Below are 13,223 nucleotides of genomic sequence, written 5' to 3'. Positions count from 1 at the left end.
GAATTGATCGTCAGAAACTGTGCAGTCCAAGGAAATCGACAATCGGGTTGAAATAATCTTCGAAGCCCGTGAATGCGTGGTTTCCGCCCTCAATAACTGTCTGACGGCAGGAGGCGTAATACGCCACCGCCTGGCGGTAGTCCAACACTTCATCGCCCGTTTGTTGGAGCAGCCAGATCAAATCCGGCGCTTCCAGCGGGTCAATCTGCATGACTTTAAGATCGTAAATATGGCGTGACTGTAGCACATATTGCTGCCCCGTGTAGGGGTTCTCGTTTTGACCGAGATAGTCGACCAGCAGTTCATAAGGCCGTACAGCAGGGTTCACCACCACTGCCGGCAGCATAAAACATTGCGACAGCCAGGTAGCGTAATAACCGCCTAATGAGGAGCCGACAATCCCCAGCGACTCTCCGCCATGTTCAAGAATAATCGATTCCAGCATCTCTGCGGCCTGGGCCGGATACGGCGGCAACTGCGGTACAATCATCTCAACGTGCGGATGGTGCTCCGCCAGCCAGTTTTTCAGTAAACACGCCTTCGCCGAACGAGGAGAGCTATTAAATCCGTGAAGATAGAGAAGCGTAGACATCAGTAGCCTTCTGAAGCGGTATCAGGGTGGAACCGATTACCCTGCAGACGACGTACCTGAGTCTGCAACGTCCCGTCGGCAAAAAGCTCCAGCGTCCGCCAGCCGGGGCTGATGGTATCCAATGTGAAGTTGGAGCAGTGCGGTTTAAATTGCACGCAGGTCGACGGTGTCGCCAGCAGACGGCGACCGTTCCAGTCCAGATCAAGTTCCTGATGAATATGCCCGCACAATAGATACCTGGCGCGAGGATAATTCACCAGCACGTTATCCAGCTCAGCGGCATTACGCAGACTGTGCTGATCGAGCCAACTGCAGCCCGCAGGCAGAGGATGATGATGCAGTAGCAGCAAGGTATTACGCTCTGGCGCATCAGCAAGTTTACGCTCCAGCCATTCGAGCTGAAATTCACTTAACTCACCGTGGGGAACGCCGAACACCTGGCTGTCGAGCAGCAAGATCTGCCACTGTTCGCCAATGAAAACGCGTTTGGCCGGGGAAATGCCCGCATCCTGCAACGCGCTGTACATTGCCGGCTGAAAATCGTGATTGCCGGGTAGCCAAACGCAGGGCGCACGAAAACTTGCGATGCCCTCAGCAAAATGCTGATAAGCCGCAGCCGATTGATCCTGCGCCAAATCACCCGTCGCGACGATCAGATCGTACTCAGGCGACTCTGCATGTATTGCATCCAGTACGGATTGATAGCTGTCCCAGGTGTTCACACCCAGCAGCGTTTCATGCTTTTCGGCAAACAGGTGAGTGTCTGTAATTTGTAAGATCCTGACTCTGGCCTCACCAGCCAAAGGAAGGGTTAACAGGCTTTCCAAATGGTGTCCTTAGGTTTCACGACGCTAATAAACCGGAATCGCCATCGCTCCATGTGCTAAACAGTACCGTAACCAGTCGGCCAGAAACTGATTAATTTGATGCTTTTCGTCGCGTTGATGCAACTTTTTATTTGGATAATCATACCGCGCTTTGAAGCGAAAGATCTGCTGACTTGAACACACTTCAGCCACCCTTGCGTCATGATACAGGCGCACAGTCAATGACGGCAGGCTCCAGTAAGTGACGGCCGGTGCCGTTTGCTCGATCGCGACAAGCGTAGTGTATCGGGTCGATTCAACGATCGTTAACCGATATTGTGCGTTTGCTACCTGATAGCTCACTGTTTCACCGGCTGCATCATTACGTGGCAGCAGGCGGCGCAATTGCGAATAGTTGGTTTCGCACAGACGCATCATTTCAGGGAAGTCAGGTGTGTAACGCTTCATTTTTTCCACTCAGTTTTTAACTCTTGATAGTGCAGCTGTAACCATTGCAAGGCGATGACAGACGCTGCGTTGTCGATTTTCCCCTCTTCTACCCATTGATAAGCCTGTTCCCGGCTTACCACATGAACACGAATATCTTCGTTTTCATCAGCCAGACCGTGGATCCCGCTCGCGGTCGTGGCGTCCACTTCGCCTACTAAAATAGACAGACGCTCACTGGTGCCACCCGGACTTGCCAGATAGCTCAGAACGGGCTTCGTCCGTTTAACTTCCAGCCCGGCCTCTTCCATTGCTTCACGACGGGCTACATCTTCAACGGTTTCGCCCTCTTCGATCATTCCGGCTACCATTTCCAGTAGCCACGGGCTTTCGCTGGTATCAAATGCCGCGATACGGATCTGCTCGACCAGCACAACTTCATCCCGCTCAGGGTCAAAGGGTAGCAAGACTGCCGCGTGTCCGCGCTCAAAAATTTCGCGCGTTACCTCACCGCTCATCCCCCCGTTAAACAAGCGGTGGCGAAACCGATAAAGATCCAGTGAAAAAAAACCGCGGTATAGCGTTTCTCGTGCAATAATTTCTACATCATTTTTAGTGAAAGTCATTGGCAAGTTGTCTGGTTTACGCATTGTGCTGTCCTGAAACCAATAGTGATTAAAATGTGAATTTCAAGGTCGTTTGACTGATGTTTGAACGCCCTTGTGTTAAATTGATGCAAATTAACGCCGTATGGCACGTAACGCCAACTTTTTGAAGTGGCGGATTCTGCTAGAATCAGCAAATATTTTTACAATTTGATCAGCGCTAAATACTGCTTCACAACAAGGAATGCAAATGAAGAAATTGCTCCCCATCCTTATCGGCCTGAGCCTGTCGGGGTTCAGTACTTTGAGCCAGGCAGAAAACCTGATGCAGGTTTATCAGCAAGCACGCCTGAGCAACCCGGAATTGCGTAAATCCGCCGCCGATCGCGATGCTGCATTCGAAAAAATTAACGAAGCGCGTAGTCCATTGCTGCCGCAACTGGGTTTAGGTGCCGATTACACCTACAGCAATGGTTACCGTGATTCAAATGGTATCAACTCCAACGCAACCAGCGCGTCATTACAATTGACTCAAACGCTGTTCGACATGTCTAAATGGCGTGCCCTGACGCTGCAAGAAAAATCAGCGGGCATCCAGGATGTGACGTATCAGACCGATCAGCAAACGCTGATCCTGAATACCGCTACGGCCTATTTTAACGTACTGAACGCAATTGACGTGCTTTCTTACACCCAGGCACAGAAAGATGCGGTCTATCGTCAGTTAGATCAGACCACTCAGCGTTTTAACGTTGGCCTGGTTGCCATCACTGACGTACAGAACGCCCGTTCACAATACGACACCGTACTGGCGAACGAAGTCACTGCGCGTAACAATCTGGACAACGCGGTAGAGCAACTGCGTCAGGTAACAGGTAACTACTACCCGGAACTGGCTTCGCTGAACGTTGATGGTTTCAAAACCAACAAACCGCAGGCGGTTAACGCACTGCTGAAAGAAGCAGAAAATCGCAACCTGACGTTATTGCAGGCGCGTTTGAGCCAGGATCTGGCGCGTGAGCAGATTCGTCAGGCGCAAGATGGTCACTTACCGACCCTGAATTTGACTGCCTCTACCGGCGTATCTGATACCTCTTACAGCGGCTCTAAAACTCGTGCCAGTGATGCGGGCACACGCTATGACGACAGCAATGAAGGCCAGAACAAAATTGGTCTGAGCTTCTCGCTGCCGCTGTACCAGGGCGGAATGGTTAACTCGCAGGTGAAACAAGCGCAGTACAACTTTGTTGGCGCGAGTGAACAACTGGAAAGCGCACACCGCAGCGTGGTGCAGACCGTTCGTTCTTCGTTCAACAACATTAATGCGTCTATCAGTAGCATTAACGCGTACAAACAAGCGGTTGTCTCTGCACAAAGTTCTTTGGATGCGATGGAAGCCGGCTATTCCGTAGGTACACGTACCATTGTGGATGTGTTGGATGCCACCACCACGCTGTACAACGCCAAGCAGCAACTGGCGAATGCGCGTTATACCTATCTGATCAACCAGCTTAACGTCAAATTTGCGCTCGGTACGCTGAACGAGCAGGATCTGGTGGCTCTGAATAGTACGCTGGGTAAACCGATATCCACAACGCCGGATACCGTGGCACCGCAAAATCCGCAACAAGATGCCGCCGTGAATGACTTCAACGGTACCGGCAATCTGCCTGCAGCTCAGCCAACTGCTGCACGTTCAACCAGTAGCAACGGCAACAACCCGTTCCGTAACTGATGCTGATGACGGGGCTTCGGCCCCGTCTGAACGTAAGACAACGTAAAGATCTCCCCCTTCTTCCGCATTCTCGCCTCTTAACGCTTCAATTTCGACCAGTCATCCACTATTCTGAGCAGAGTTACCACTGGGTCCTGGAAGACATAAATGAAACGGACAAAATCTATACATCACGCCTCGTTCCGCAAAAGCTGGAGCGCGCGCCACCTGACTCCTGTCGCCCTGGCAGTTACCGCTGTGTTTATGCTCGCGGGCTGTGAAAAGAGCGACGAAACGGTTTCGCTTTATCAGAACGCTGACGACTGCTCTGCGGCAAATCCGGGTAAAAGTGCCGAATGTACTACCGCGTTTAACAATGCGCTGAAAGAAGCTGAACGTACCGCGCCAAAATACGCCACTCGCGAAGACTGTATTGCTGAATTCGGCGAAGGCCAGTGCCAGCAGGCTCCTGCGCAAGCAGGTATGGCGCCGACCGGTGAAGGCCAGGCACAGGCGCAGAATCAAAGCAGCGGCAGCTTCTGGATGCCACTGATGGCGGGCTACATGATGGGCCGACTGATGGGTGGCGGAATGGGCGCTCAGCAACCGCTGTTCAGCTCGAAAAATCCGGCCAGCCCGGCTTACGGCAAATATACGGATGCAGGCGGTAAAAACTACGGCGCAGCAACGCCGGGTCGCACCATGACCGTACCGAAAACCGCAATGGCACCGAAACCTGCCACCACCTCTACCGTAACCCGCGGCGGATTTGGTGAGTCTGTGGCTAAACAGAGCACCATGCAGCGTAGCGCAAGCGGCACCACCACTCGTTCAATGGGTGGCTGATCGTCATGGAAAGAGTCAGTATTGTTGAGCGCCCGGACTGGCGCGACAAAGCTACCGAATACGGTTTTAATTTTCACACTATGTATGGCGAGCCGTACTGGTGTGAAGACGCGTACTACAAACTCACCCTTGCTCAGGTTGAAAAGCTGGAAGAGGTCACCGCAGAGCTGCATCAAATGTGCCTCAAGGTGGTGGAAAAGGTCATCGCCAGCGATGAGCTGATGACCAAGTTTCGCATTCCGAAGCATACCTGGGGCTTTGTCCGCCAGTCCTGGCAGACTCAGCAACCGTCGCTCTATTCACGTCTCGATCTGGCGTGGGATGGCACGGGTGAACCCAAGCTTTTAGAAAACAACGCCGATACGCCAACCTCACTGTACGAAGCCGCGTTTTTCCAGTGGATCTGGCTGGAAGATCAGCTCAATGCGGGCAACCTGCCGGAAGGCAGCGATCAGTTCAACAGTCTGCAGGAAAAGCTGATCGAGCGTTTCACTGAGCTGCGTGAGCAGTATGGCTTTCAACTGCTACATCTGACCTGCTGTCGTGATACGGTGGAAGATCGCGGTACGATCCAGTATCTACAGGATTGCGCGGCCGAAGCTGAAATCGCCACTGAATTCCTCTATGTGGAAGATATTGGTCTTGGTGAAAAAGGTCAGTTCACCGATATGCAGGATCAGGTAATCGCTAACCTGTTCAAGCTTTATCCGTGGGAATTCATGCTGCGTGAAATGTTCTCCACCAAGCTGGAAGACGCTGGCGTTCGCTGGCTGGAACCGGCCTGGAAGAGCATTATTTCCAACAAAGCACTGTTACCGCTGTTATGGGAAATGTTCCCGAATCATCCGAACCTGCTGCCAGCGTACTTCGCCGAAGACGACTACCCGCAGATGGATAAATTCGTCGTCAAACCGATCTTCTCGCGCGAGGGAGCTAACGTCTCCATCATTGAGAACGGTAAAACCATCGAATCCGTGGAAGGTCCGTACGGTGAAGAGGGTATGATCGTGCAGCAGTTCCATCAGCTACCGAAGTTTGGCGACAGCTATATGCTGATTGGCAGCTGGCTGATCAACGATCAACCAGCCGGGATCGGTATTCGAGAAGACCGCGCGTTGATCACGCAGGATCTGTCTCGTTTCTATCCGCATATTTTTGTCGAATGATTGAGAGTGCCGGGTGGTGGCTTCGCCTTACCCGGCCTACGGCACGAACTTAATGCCCGATAAGCTTAGCGCCATCGGGCATTCATCATCCAACCTGCACTGACAACATACTTAAACTTCCCATCTCAATACCATCTACCGGGATCGTGACAGACTCTTTACCGTCCCAAGCCCCGAGTACATACAGCAGCGGCAGGTAGTGATCCGGCGTCGGATTCGACAACGATCCACCTTCATGATCGAGATAGTTCACCAGTGGGTGCTGCTCAACCGGTCCCTGCCATGTCAGGTTTGCCTTAACATAATCATTGAATGAGGTCGCCCACGGATAAGGCGTGTTCTCACCGTGCCAGCGCGCAGTGCGCAGGTTATGCACCACGTTACCACTGGCCACCAGCATAATGCCCTCATCACGCAGCGTCGCCAGCTTACGGCCCATCTCAAAATGCCAGGCCGCGGGTTTGGTGCTATCAATGCTCAGTTGCACCATCGGAATATCCGCATTCGGGTACATCTTGATCAGCACGCCCCAGGAACCGTGGTCAAAACCCCACGCTTCTTTGTCCAGGGTAACAGGCACTGGAGCAAGCAAGTTAACCAGATGCTGCGCCAGTTCAGGCGAGCCAGGAGCCGGGTAATGGGTGTCATATAATGCTTGCGGAAAACCGCCAAAATCGTGGATCGTTTTGGGGGCTTCCATCGCAGTCACACCCGTTCCACGGGTGAACCAGTGCGCCGAGACCACCACAATGGCTTTCGGACGCGGCAACGTTTCCCCCAGTTGCTGCCAGGCACGGGTATAAACGTTATCTTCCAGAACATTCATCGGGCTACCGTGACCCAAAAACAATGCTGGCATACGAGTTGAAGACATGATGATATCCTTACTGAGGGAGTCATTTTGATACCACCACAATACGCTTATTCGGTTGATGAAGAACTCAGATAACCATGATGAAGATCATCAGTTATTTTGACGATCCAACCCGGAAAGCAGATTGATAAGGAGTTTTATTTGTCGATGTCAGTACCCTTACTTCTGACTTTACTGGCAGGTGCCGCCACGTTTATCGGCGCATTTCTCGGCGTGTTAGGGCAAAAACCGTCTAACCGTGTTCTCGCCTTTTCTTTAGGCTTCGCCGCCGGGATTATGCTACTGATCTCTCTGATGGAGATGCTACCTGCTGCGCTGGCCGCAGAAGGCATGTCGCCGGTATTAGGCTACGGAATGTTCATCGTTGGCTTACTGGGTTACTTTGGCCTGGACCGTCTATTGCCGCACGCGCACCCTCAGGATCTGGTACAGAAAACAACGCAACCTCTACCCGGATCGATTAAACGCACCGCGATTTTATTAACGCTCGGCATCAGCCTGCACAACTTTCCGGAAGGGATTGCGACGTTTGTTACCGCCAGTAGCAATCTTGAACTGGGCTTTGGTATTGCTCTTGCCGTCGCATTGCACAATATTCCTGAAGGATTAGCCGTGGCGGGTCCCGTCTATGCCGCCACAGGCTCCAAACGTACGGCGATATTCTGGGCCGGGATCTCGGGCATGGCAGAAATATTGGGCGGCGTACTGGCGTGGTTAATTCTCGGTAGTCTGATATCACCGGTGGTGATGGCGGCAATAATGGCGGCAGTCGCAGGTATTATGGTGGCGCTGTCCGTTGATGAATTGATGCCTTTGGCAAAAGAGATCGACCCAAATAATAATCCCAGCTATGGGGTACTTTGTGGAATGTCCGTGATGGGGTTAAGTCTCGTCATCCTCCAGTCCATGGGTATAGGATAATCCTGAGGGCGGATGCCACCCTACGAATTTACAGCATCCGCTCATCCATAGCAGAACCTGAGAGGCTATTCCTGTTCCTTGATCGCGCTGTTGTCCTCACCAGAACGACGGAAGAGTTTGTTACGCGCTTCGAGTAAGGCATCTCTATCCTGGCGGAACGCCCGACAATAACGTTTCATATGACAATAATAACCCACCGCAACGAGTGCAATTAATACAATCCAATACCAGGCAATAAACATTATTTTACCCTTAAAATTTAACATCATTAAACATTTAACGTTAAAATTTTACACAACCTTATTCTGACATACTCATATAGTGGCATATTTCAGAAACAAATATATGATTTCGATCATATAAATCAGCGGCTAAGCTATTAGCCAAACTCGTTATAAACAATTAAAACAATGTAGATAAGATCACACTACGCAATAATAAATATTGTTCTTAAAATATCTCACTCATACTATCCAAAAATAATAAAAATTAGCTCCTGCAGAATAATACATTTCATCAACATTAATTAATACATTGTGAAAGTAGCATTAGTAATACCATTTTGTTTTATCAAAATCGTAAAAACATAATATATTCAGCAAAATTATATTTATAGGTAATATAAGGAGATATATCCATGTTTACACAATACCGAAAAACACTTCTGGCAGGGACTCTGGCACTAACATTTGGATTAGCAGCAGGAAACTCTCTTGCCGCTGGTTTTCAGCCGGCCCAACCTGCAGGAAAATTGGGCGCAATAGTGGTTGACCCGTATGGAAATGCCCCGCTTACTGCGCTGGTTGAATTAGACAGCCACGTTATTTCAGATGTTAAAGTTACCGTCCATGGTAAAGGTGAAAAAGGTGTTCCGGTAACTTATACCGTCGGCAAAGAGTCGCTCGCCACGTACGATGGCATTCCTATTTTTGGCCTTTATCAAAAGTTCGCAAATAAGGTAACCGTTGAATATAAAGAAAATGGCAAAGCCATGAAAGATGATTACGTGGTGCAAACATCCGCCATCGTTAATCACTATATGGATAACCGCTCTATATCTGATTTACAGCAAACAAAAGTGATTAAAGTAGCACCTGGTTTTGAAGATCGCCTTTATCTGGTGAATACCCATACCTTTACCCCGCAGGGTGCAGAATTCCACTGGCATGGTGAAAAAGATAAAAATGCCGGCATCCTGGATGCGGGTCCGGCTGGCGGCGCACTCCCTTTTGATATCGCCCCCTTTACCTTTGTCGTTGATACGGAAGGTGAATATCGGTGGTGGCTGGATCAGGACACCTTCTATGACGGCCACGACATGGATATCAACAAGCGCGGCTACCTGATGGGTATTCGCGAAACACCGCGCGGCACATTCACCGCCGTACAAGGCCAGCACTGGTATGAATTCGATATGCTGGGCCAGATTCTGGCCGACCATAAGCTGCCCCGTGGATTCATGGATGCATCACATGAATCGATCGAAACGGTCAATAACACTGTATTGCTGCGCGTAGGTAAACGCGACTATCGCAAGGAAGATGGCATTCACGTGCATACCATCCGCGACCAGATTATTGAGGTCGATAAATCTGGACGTGTTGTTGACGTGTGGGATCTAACCAAAATTCTCGACCCGATGCGTGACGCGCTGCTGGGTGCGCTGGACGCAGGCGCGGTATGCGTCAACGTGGATCTCGCTCACGCAGGCCAACAGGCGAAACTGGAGCCCGATACTCCCTATGGTGACGCCCTTGGCGTTGGTGCGGGCCGTAACTGGGCTCACGTCAACTCCATTGCCTATGACGCTAAAGATGACTCCATCATTCTTTCTTCCCGCCATCAGGGTGTCGTCAAAATCGGTCGTGATAAACAGGTTAAATGGATTCTGGCACCGTCTAAAGGCTGGAATAAGTCGCTGGCAAGCAAACTGTTAAAACCGGTTGATGATAAGGGCAATGCGCTGAAGTGTGATGAAAACGGTAAATGCGAGAATACTGATTTCGATTTTACCTACACCCAACACACCGCCTGGATTTCCAGCAAAGGAACGCTAACCATCTTTGACAATGGCGATGGCCGTGGACTCGAACAACCGGCTCTACCAACAATGAAATATTCCCGGTTCGTCGAATATAAAATTGACGAGAAAAAAGGAACCGTTCAGCAAATTTGGGAGTACGGGAAAGAGCGCGGTTATGATTTCTACAGTCCTATCACGTCGGTAATTGAATATCAAAAAGACCGCGACACCATGTTTGGATTTGGTGGTTCTATTAATTTATTTGACGTTGGACAGCCAACCATCGGAAAAATCAACGAAATTGACTACAAAACAAAAGAAGTCAAAGTCGAAATTGATGTCCTTTCTGATAAACCAAACCAAACGCACTACCGCGCATTACTGGTTCACCCACAACAAATGTTTAAATAATATCGTTAGATTAAGGATTAATTATGTCATCTAAATGGATTACTTCATTATTTAAAAGCGTGGTATTAACGGCGGCGCTGGCAACACCATTTGCAGCATCGGCTTTTACTGAAGGTACTGACTATATGGTGCTGGAGAAACCGATTCCCAATGCTGATAAAACGTTGATCAAAGTATTCAGCTATGCCTGCCCATTCTGCTACAAATATGATAAAGCCGTGACAGGCCCAGTGTCAGACAAAGTTGCCGATGTCGTGACCTTCACTCCTTTTCATCTCGAGACCAAAGGAGAATACGGTAAACAGGCCAGTGAAGTATTTGCAGTCATGATTGCGAAGGATCAGGCCGCAGGGGTCTCATTGTTTGACGCCAAATCACAGTTCAAAAAAGCCAAGTTCGCTTACTACACTGCCTACCACGACAAAAAAGAACGCTGGTCTGACGGTAAAGATCCCGCGTCATTCATCAAAACAGGGCTGGATGCAGCCGGCATGAGTCAGGCTGACTTTGACGCAGCATTGAAGGACCCCGCCGTCCAGCAAACGTTGGAAAAATGGAAAGCGGCCTATGATGTTGCCAAAATCCAGGGGGTTCCGGCTTACGTAGTCAATGGTAAGTACCTGATCTACACCAAAAGCATCAAATCGATTGATTCCATGGCTGAGCTTGTCAGAGAGCTGGCGGCAAAATAAACAGGGAACCGGCTATGGCTTTTATTAAAGGATTGTGGCGAGACTTATGTACCACACCAGTTGATACCCTGGTGCGATGGCAGGAGCGGCGCTTTTTGTGGTTGCTAATGGCTTGTGCTATGGGTGGGTTAATTATTCTGGCGCACTCGTTCTTCCAAATCTATCTCTACATGGCCCCCTGCGAGCAATGTGTATACATCCGCTTTGCCATGTTTGTGATGGTTTTCGGTGGGCTGATCGCGGCAATAAACCCTAAAAACCTCATCCTAAAACTGGTCGGCTGCATTGCGGCATTTTATGGCAGCATTATGGGTATTAAGTTCTCCATCAAACTTAATGGCATCCATTATGCAGTACATAACCCGGACCCGGACTCACTCTTTGGTGTACAGGGATGTTCCACCGATCCGACATTCCCTTTCAATTTGCCGCTGGCAAACTGGGCTCCTGAGTGGTTTAAACCCACTGGAGATTGCGGCTATGACGCGCCCATCGTTCCCGACGGCGTGGCGCTCAGCAGTACGCAAAAGTGGTTTGTCGATCTATACCAACAGTCAGAAGGCTGGTATCTGCTTCCGCCATGGCATTTTATGAATATGGCGCAGGCCTGCCTACTCGCCTTTGGTTTGTGTTTAGTGCTGTTGCTGGTAATGAGTGGAGCATGGGCACTTAAACTGGCCAGAAAAAAATAGCCAGGCTGTAATAACAAAAAAACCGAAGCCAGAAAACTGACTTCGGTTTTTTTATCCCTACCACGGTTGTCGCGGTAGTCAGCAATTAGCTGGCTTTGCGCTCATGCGCCTGACGGTAAGCCACCAGGTCTTCGATAGTAACCACAGCCATATTATGCTTACCGGCAAATTCGATGCATTCTGGCGCACGCGCCATGGTGCCATCGTCATTGGTCAGTTCGCACAGCACACCCGCCGGTTTAAATCCTGCCAGCGTCATCAGGTCGATGGTTGCTTCAGTATGACCACCACGGGTCAACACGCCGCCAGCCTGAGCTCGCAGCGGGAAAACGTGCCCCGGACGGTTAAGATCGGAAGGTTTAGCGCCATCCTTAATTGCCGCACGCACCGTAGTAACACGGTCTGCTGCGGAAACGCCGGTGGTCACGCCTTCAGCGGCTTCAATGGTCACGGTAAAACCGGTACCGTAAGCGCTGGTGTTGTTTTCCACCATCATTGGCAGATCGAGCTGTTTGCGTCGGTCTTCAGTGATGCACAGGCATACAATACCGCTGCCGTGACGGATGGTCAGCGCCATCTGTTCAACAGTCATGGTTTCTGCCGGGAAAACCATATCGCCTTCGTTTTCACGATCTTCGTCGTCAAGCACCATCACACCGCGTCCTTCACGCAGCGCAGACAGCGCATGTTCAACACGTTCGAAAGGCGTACCAAAAGAGGAAAGTAGCGTCTGATTCATGGTAAAAAAACCTCACTAAAATTATGGTTACCAGAATCAGGGCAGTCTTAGGAGTACCGTCTAAGCGGCAAAAAAATAACGTGAGCGGGTCCATGCCCGACTGGATCGTTACTCTCTCCCATCCGGACTCTAACCGTCGGCCCCGGAATTACACCGGATCTGCTGACCTTTTTGCCGTAACAAAAAGCGCTCGCGGGCTTTCAACATCAGTTGATTTACCGCCGGTGGGGAATTTCGCCCCGCCCTGAGAATAAGCGGGTTAACTATAACGCTATTGATTACCTTCATCAACGCCTTTACTCGTCTTAGCTTCACACAATTCTGGTTTATGCCTGTGCCAGTTCGCACTACAATAGGCAGCAACACGTACCAGTTCAGGGAAACCACAATGATTGACCCGAAAAAAATTGAGCAGATTGCTCGTCAGGTTCACGAGTCGATGCCGAAAGGGATCCGCGAGTTTGGCGAAGACGTCGAGAAGAAAATTCGTCAAACGCTGCAGTCCCAGCTGACCCGCCTGGATCTGGTAAGCCGCGAAGAATTCGATGTACAGACTCAGGTTTTATTGCGCACGCGTGAAAAGCTGGCGATGCTTGAGCAACGTCTGACTGAGCTGGAATCGCGTGAAAAAACGGCAGAAGTTAAACCTGCCCCCGCGATCCCGTCAGTCGATCCGCAAGAGTAAAAACGACAAC

At 50.3% G+C, this 13,223-nt stretch carries 15 protein-coding genes and 1 riboswitch; of the genes, 8 read left to right on the top strand and 7 right to left on the bottom strand.

The window, feature by feature from the left end; all coding sequences use genetic code 11:
• Positions 1 to 10 precede the first annotated feature (10 nt).
• From yqiA to nudF, 4 genes are read right to left on the bottom strand one after another with little or no spacing between them, the layout of a single operon-like run.
• On the bottom strand, positions 11 to 592 hold the full coding sequence (gene yqiA, locus OGY83_RS19405) for an esterase YqiA (protein ID WP_286636681.1): 582 nt from the start codon (positions 590 to 592) through the stop codon (positions 11 to 13).
• The gene (gene cpdA, locus OGY83_RS19400; protein ID WP_008785825.1) at positions 592 to 1,419 is read right to left on the bottom strand and encodes a 3',5'-cyclic-AMP phosphodiesterase; all 828 of its coding nucleotides are present in this window, start codon (positions 1,417 to 1,419) and stop codon (positions 592 to 594) included. Before cpdA ends, yqiA begins: the two co-directional genes overlap by 1 nt.
• 24 nt (positions 1,420 to 1,443) lie before the next feature.
• The gene (locus OGY83_RS19395) at positions 1,444 to 1,866 is read right to left on the bottom strand and encodes a DUF1249 family protein (RefSeq protein ID WP_003024582.1); all 423 of its coding nucleotides are present in this window, start codon (positions 1,864 to 1,866) and stop codon (positions 1,444 to 1,446) included.
• Positions 1,863 to 2,495 carry an ADP-ribose diphosphatase gene (gene nudF, locus OGY83_RS19390; protein ID WP_048225550.1) on the bottom strand — a complete coding sequence of 211 codons (633 nt, stop codon included), beginning with the start codon at positions 2,493 to 2,495 and terminating at the stop codon, positions 1,863 to 1,865. Before nudF ends, OGY83_RS19395 begins: the two co-directional genes overlap by 4 nt.
• Positions 2,496 to 2,694: 199 nt before the next feature.
• Between nudF and tolC the strand changes: the two genes are divergently transcribed.
• From tolC to OGY83_RS19375, 3 genes are all read left to right on the top strand, one after another.
• Positions 2,695 to 4,185: an outer membrane channel protein TolC gene (gene tolC / locus OGY83_RS19385; RefSeq protein ID WP_286636679.1), complete on the top strand. Its 1,491-nt coding sequence runs from the start codon at positions 2,695 to 2,697 to the stop codon at positions 4,183 to 4,185.
• A 147-nt stretch (positions 4,186 to 4,332) separates the two neighbouring features.
• A complete protein-coding gene (locus OGY83_RS19380; RefSeq protein ID WP_079940011.1) occupies positions 4,333 to 5,010 on the top strand; it encodes a DUF1190 family protein in 678 nt (225 codons plus the stop codon).
• A gap of 5 nt (positions 5,011 to 5,015) precedes the next feature.
• Positions 5,016 to 6,176: a glutathionylspermidine synthase family protein gene (locus tag OGY83_RS19375; RefSeq protein WP_123267903.1), complete on the top strand. Its 1,161-nt coding sequence runs from the start codon at positions 5,016 to 5,018 to the stop codon at positions 6,174 to 6,176.
• An 85-nt stretch (positions 6,177 to 6,261) separates the two neighbouring features.
• Here the strand turns inward: OGY83_RS19375 and ygiD are convergent, their stop codons facing one another.
• Entirely contained in the window at positions 6,262 to 7,050 is a 789-nt protein-coding gene (gene ygiD, locus OGY83_RS19370; RefSeq protein ID WP_123267902.1) for a 4,5-DOPA-extradiol-dioxygenase, read from the bottom strand.
• Positions 7,051 to 7,197: 147 nt separating this feature from the next.
• Between ygiD and zupT the strand changes: the two genes are divergently transcribed.
• Positions 7,198 to 7,971: a zinc transporter ZupT gene (gene zupT / locus OGY83_RS19365; RefSeq protein ID WP_003024600.1), complete on the top strand. Its 774-nt coding sequence runs from the start codon at positions 7,198 to 7,200 to the stop codon at positions 7,969 to 7,971.
• A gap of 65 nt (positions 7,972 to 8,036) precedes the next feature.
• Here zupT and OGY83_RS19360 read toward each other — a convergent pair whose 3' ends face one another.
• A complete protein-coding gene (locus OGY83_RS19360; protein WP_079940016.1) occupies positions 8,037 to 8,213 on the bottom strand; it encodes a hypothetical protein in 177 nt (58 codons plus the stop codon).
• A gap of 395 nt (positions 8,214 to 8,608) precedes the next feature.
• Between OGY83_RS19360 and assT the strand changes: the two genes are divergently transcribed.
• The 3 genes from assT to dsbI are packed head-to-tail and all read left to right on the top strand — an operon-like array spanning position 8,609 to position 11,789.
• Positions 8,609 to 10,405, top strand: a complete 1,797-nt coding sequence (assT, locus tag OGY83_RS19355; RefSeq protein WP_286636676.1) for an arylsulfate sulfotransferase AssT — start codon at positions 8,609 to 8,611, stop codon at positions 10,403 to 10,405.
• A gap of 23 nt (positions 10,406 to 10,428) precedes the next feature.
• Positions 10,429 to 11,097: a thiol:disulfide interchange protein DsbA/DsbL gene (locus tag OGY83_RS19350; RefSeq protein WP_079939817.1), complete on the top strand. Its 669-nt coding sequence runs from the start codon at positions 10,429 to 10,431 to the stop codon at positions 11,095 to 11,097.
• Between the two features lie 14 nt (positions 11,098 to 11,111).
• Positions 11,112 to 11,789, top strand: coding sequence for a protein-disulfide oxidoreductase DsbI (dsbI, locus tag OGY83_RS19345; protein WP_191213917.1), 678 nt, complete (start codon positions 11,112 to 11,114; stop codon positions 11,787 to 11,789).
• A gap of 85 nt (positions 11,790 to 11,874) precedes the next feature.
• On the opposite strand, the gene ribB is transcribed toward dsbI, so the two are convergent.
• A complete protein-coding gene (gene ribB / locus OGY83_RS19340) occupies positions 11,875 to 12,528 on the bottom strand; it encodes a 3,4-dihydroxy-2-butanone-4-phosphate synthase (protein ID WP_038633931.1) in 654 nt (217 codons plus the stop codon).
• A gap of 106 nt (positions 12,529 to 12,634) precedes the next feature.
• Positions 12,635 to 12,784, bottom strand: a riboswitch (FMN riboswitch).
• A 132-nt stretch (positions 12,785 to 12,916) separates the two neighbouring features.
• On the opposite strand from ribB, the gene ubiK reads away from it, so the two are divergent.
• Positions 12,917 to 13,213, top strand: a complete 297-nt coding sequence (ubiK, locus tag OGY83_RS19335) for a ubiquinone biosynthesis accessory factor UbiK (protein ID WP_079939815.1) — start codon at positions 12,917 to 12,919, stop codon at positions 13,211 to 13,213.
• The last annotated feature ends 10 nt before the right edge of the window (positions 13,214 to 13,223 follow it).

Source organism: Citrobacter sp. Cpo090 (assembly GCF_030332665.1).
Classification (GTDB): Bacteria; Pseudomonadota; Gammaproteobacteria; order Enterobacterales; family Enterobacteriaceae; genus Citrobacter; species Citrobacter portucalensis.
Note: the sequence above shows the minus strand (reverse complement) of the source record. Positions and strands in the feature narration are given on the sequence as shown.

Excerpts from the sequence above, each read along its gene's own strand:
- yqiA (WP_286636681.1), bottom strand. The coding sequence starts at position 592 with ATGTCTACGCTTCTCTATCTTCACGGATTTAATAGCTCTCCTCGTTCG.
- OGY83_RS19395 (WP_003024582.1), bottom strand. The coding sequence starts at position 1,866 with ATGAAGCGTTACACACCTGACTTCCCTGAAATGATGCGTCTGTGCGAA.
- nudF (WP_048225550.1), bottom strand. The coding sequence starts at position 2,495 with ATGCGTAAACCAGACAACTTGCCAATGACTTTCACTAAAAATGATGTA.
- tolC (WP_286636679.1), top strand. The coding sequence starts at position 2,695 with ATGCAAATGAAGAAATTGCTCCCCATCCTTATCGGCCTGAGCCTGTCG.
- OGY83_RS19380 (WP_079940011.1), top strand. The coding sequence starts at position 4,333 with ATGAAACGGACAAAATCTATACATCACGCCTCGTTCCGCAAAAGCTGG.
- OGY83_RS19375 (WP_123267903.1), top strand. The coding sequence starts at position 5,016 with ATGGAAAGAGTCAGTATTGTTGAGCGCCCGGACTGGCGCGACAAAGCT.
- ygiD (WP_123267902.1), bottom strand. The coding sequence starts at position 7,050 with ATGTCTTCAACTCGTATGCCAGCATTGTTTTTGGGTCACGGTAGCCCG.
- zupT (WP_003024600.1), top strand. The coding sequence starts at position 7,198 with ATGTCAGTACCCTTACTTCTGACTTTACTGGCAGGTGCCGCCACGTTT.
- OGY83_RS19360 (WP_079940016.1), bottom strand. The coding sequence starts at position 8,213 with ATGTTTATTGCCTGGTATTGGATTGTATTAATTGCACTCGTTGCGGTG.
- assT (WP_286636676.1), top strand. The coding sequence starts at position 8,609 with ATGTTTACACAATACCGAAAAACACTTCTGGCAGGGACTCTGGCACTA.
- OGY83_RS19350 (WP_079939817.1), top strand. The coding sequence starts at position 10,429 with ATGTCATCTAAATGGATTACTTCATTATTTAAAAGCGTGGTATTAACG.
- dsbI (WP_191213917.1), top strand. The coding sequence starts at position 11,112 with ATGGCTTTTATTAAAGGATTGTGGCGAGACTTATGTACCACACCAGTT.
- ribB (WP_038633931.1), bottom strand. The coding sequence starts at position 12,528 with ATGAATCAGACGCTACTTTCCTCTTTTGGTACGCCTTTCGAACGTGTT.
- ubiK (WP_079939815.1), top strand. The coding sequence starts at position 12,917 with ATGATTGACCCGAAAAAAATTGAGCAGATTGCTCGTCAGGTTCACGAG.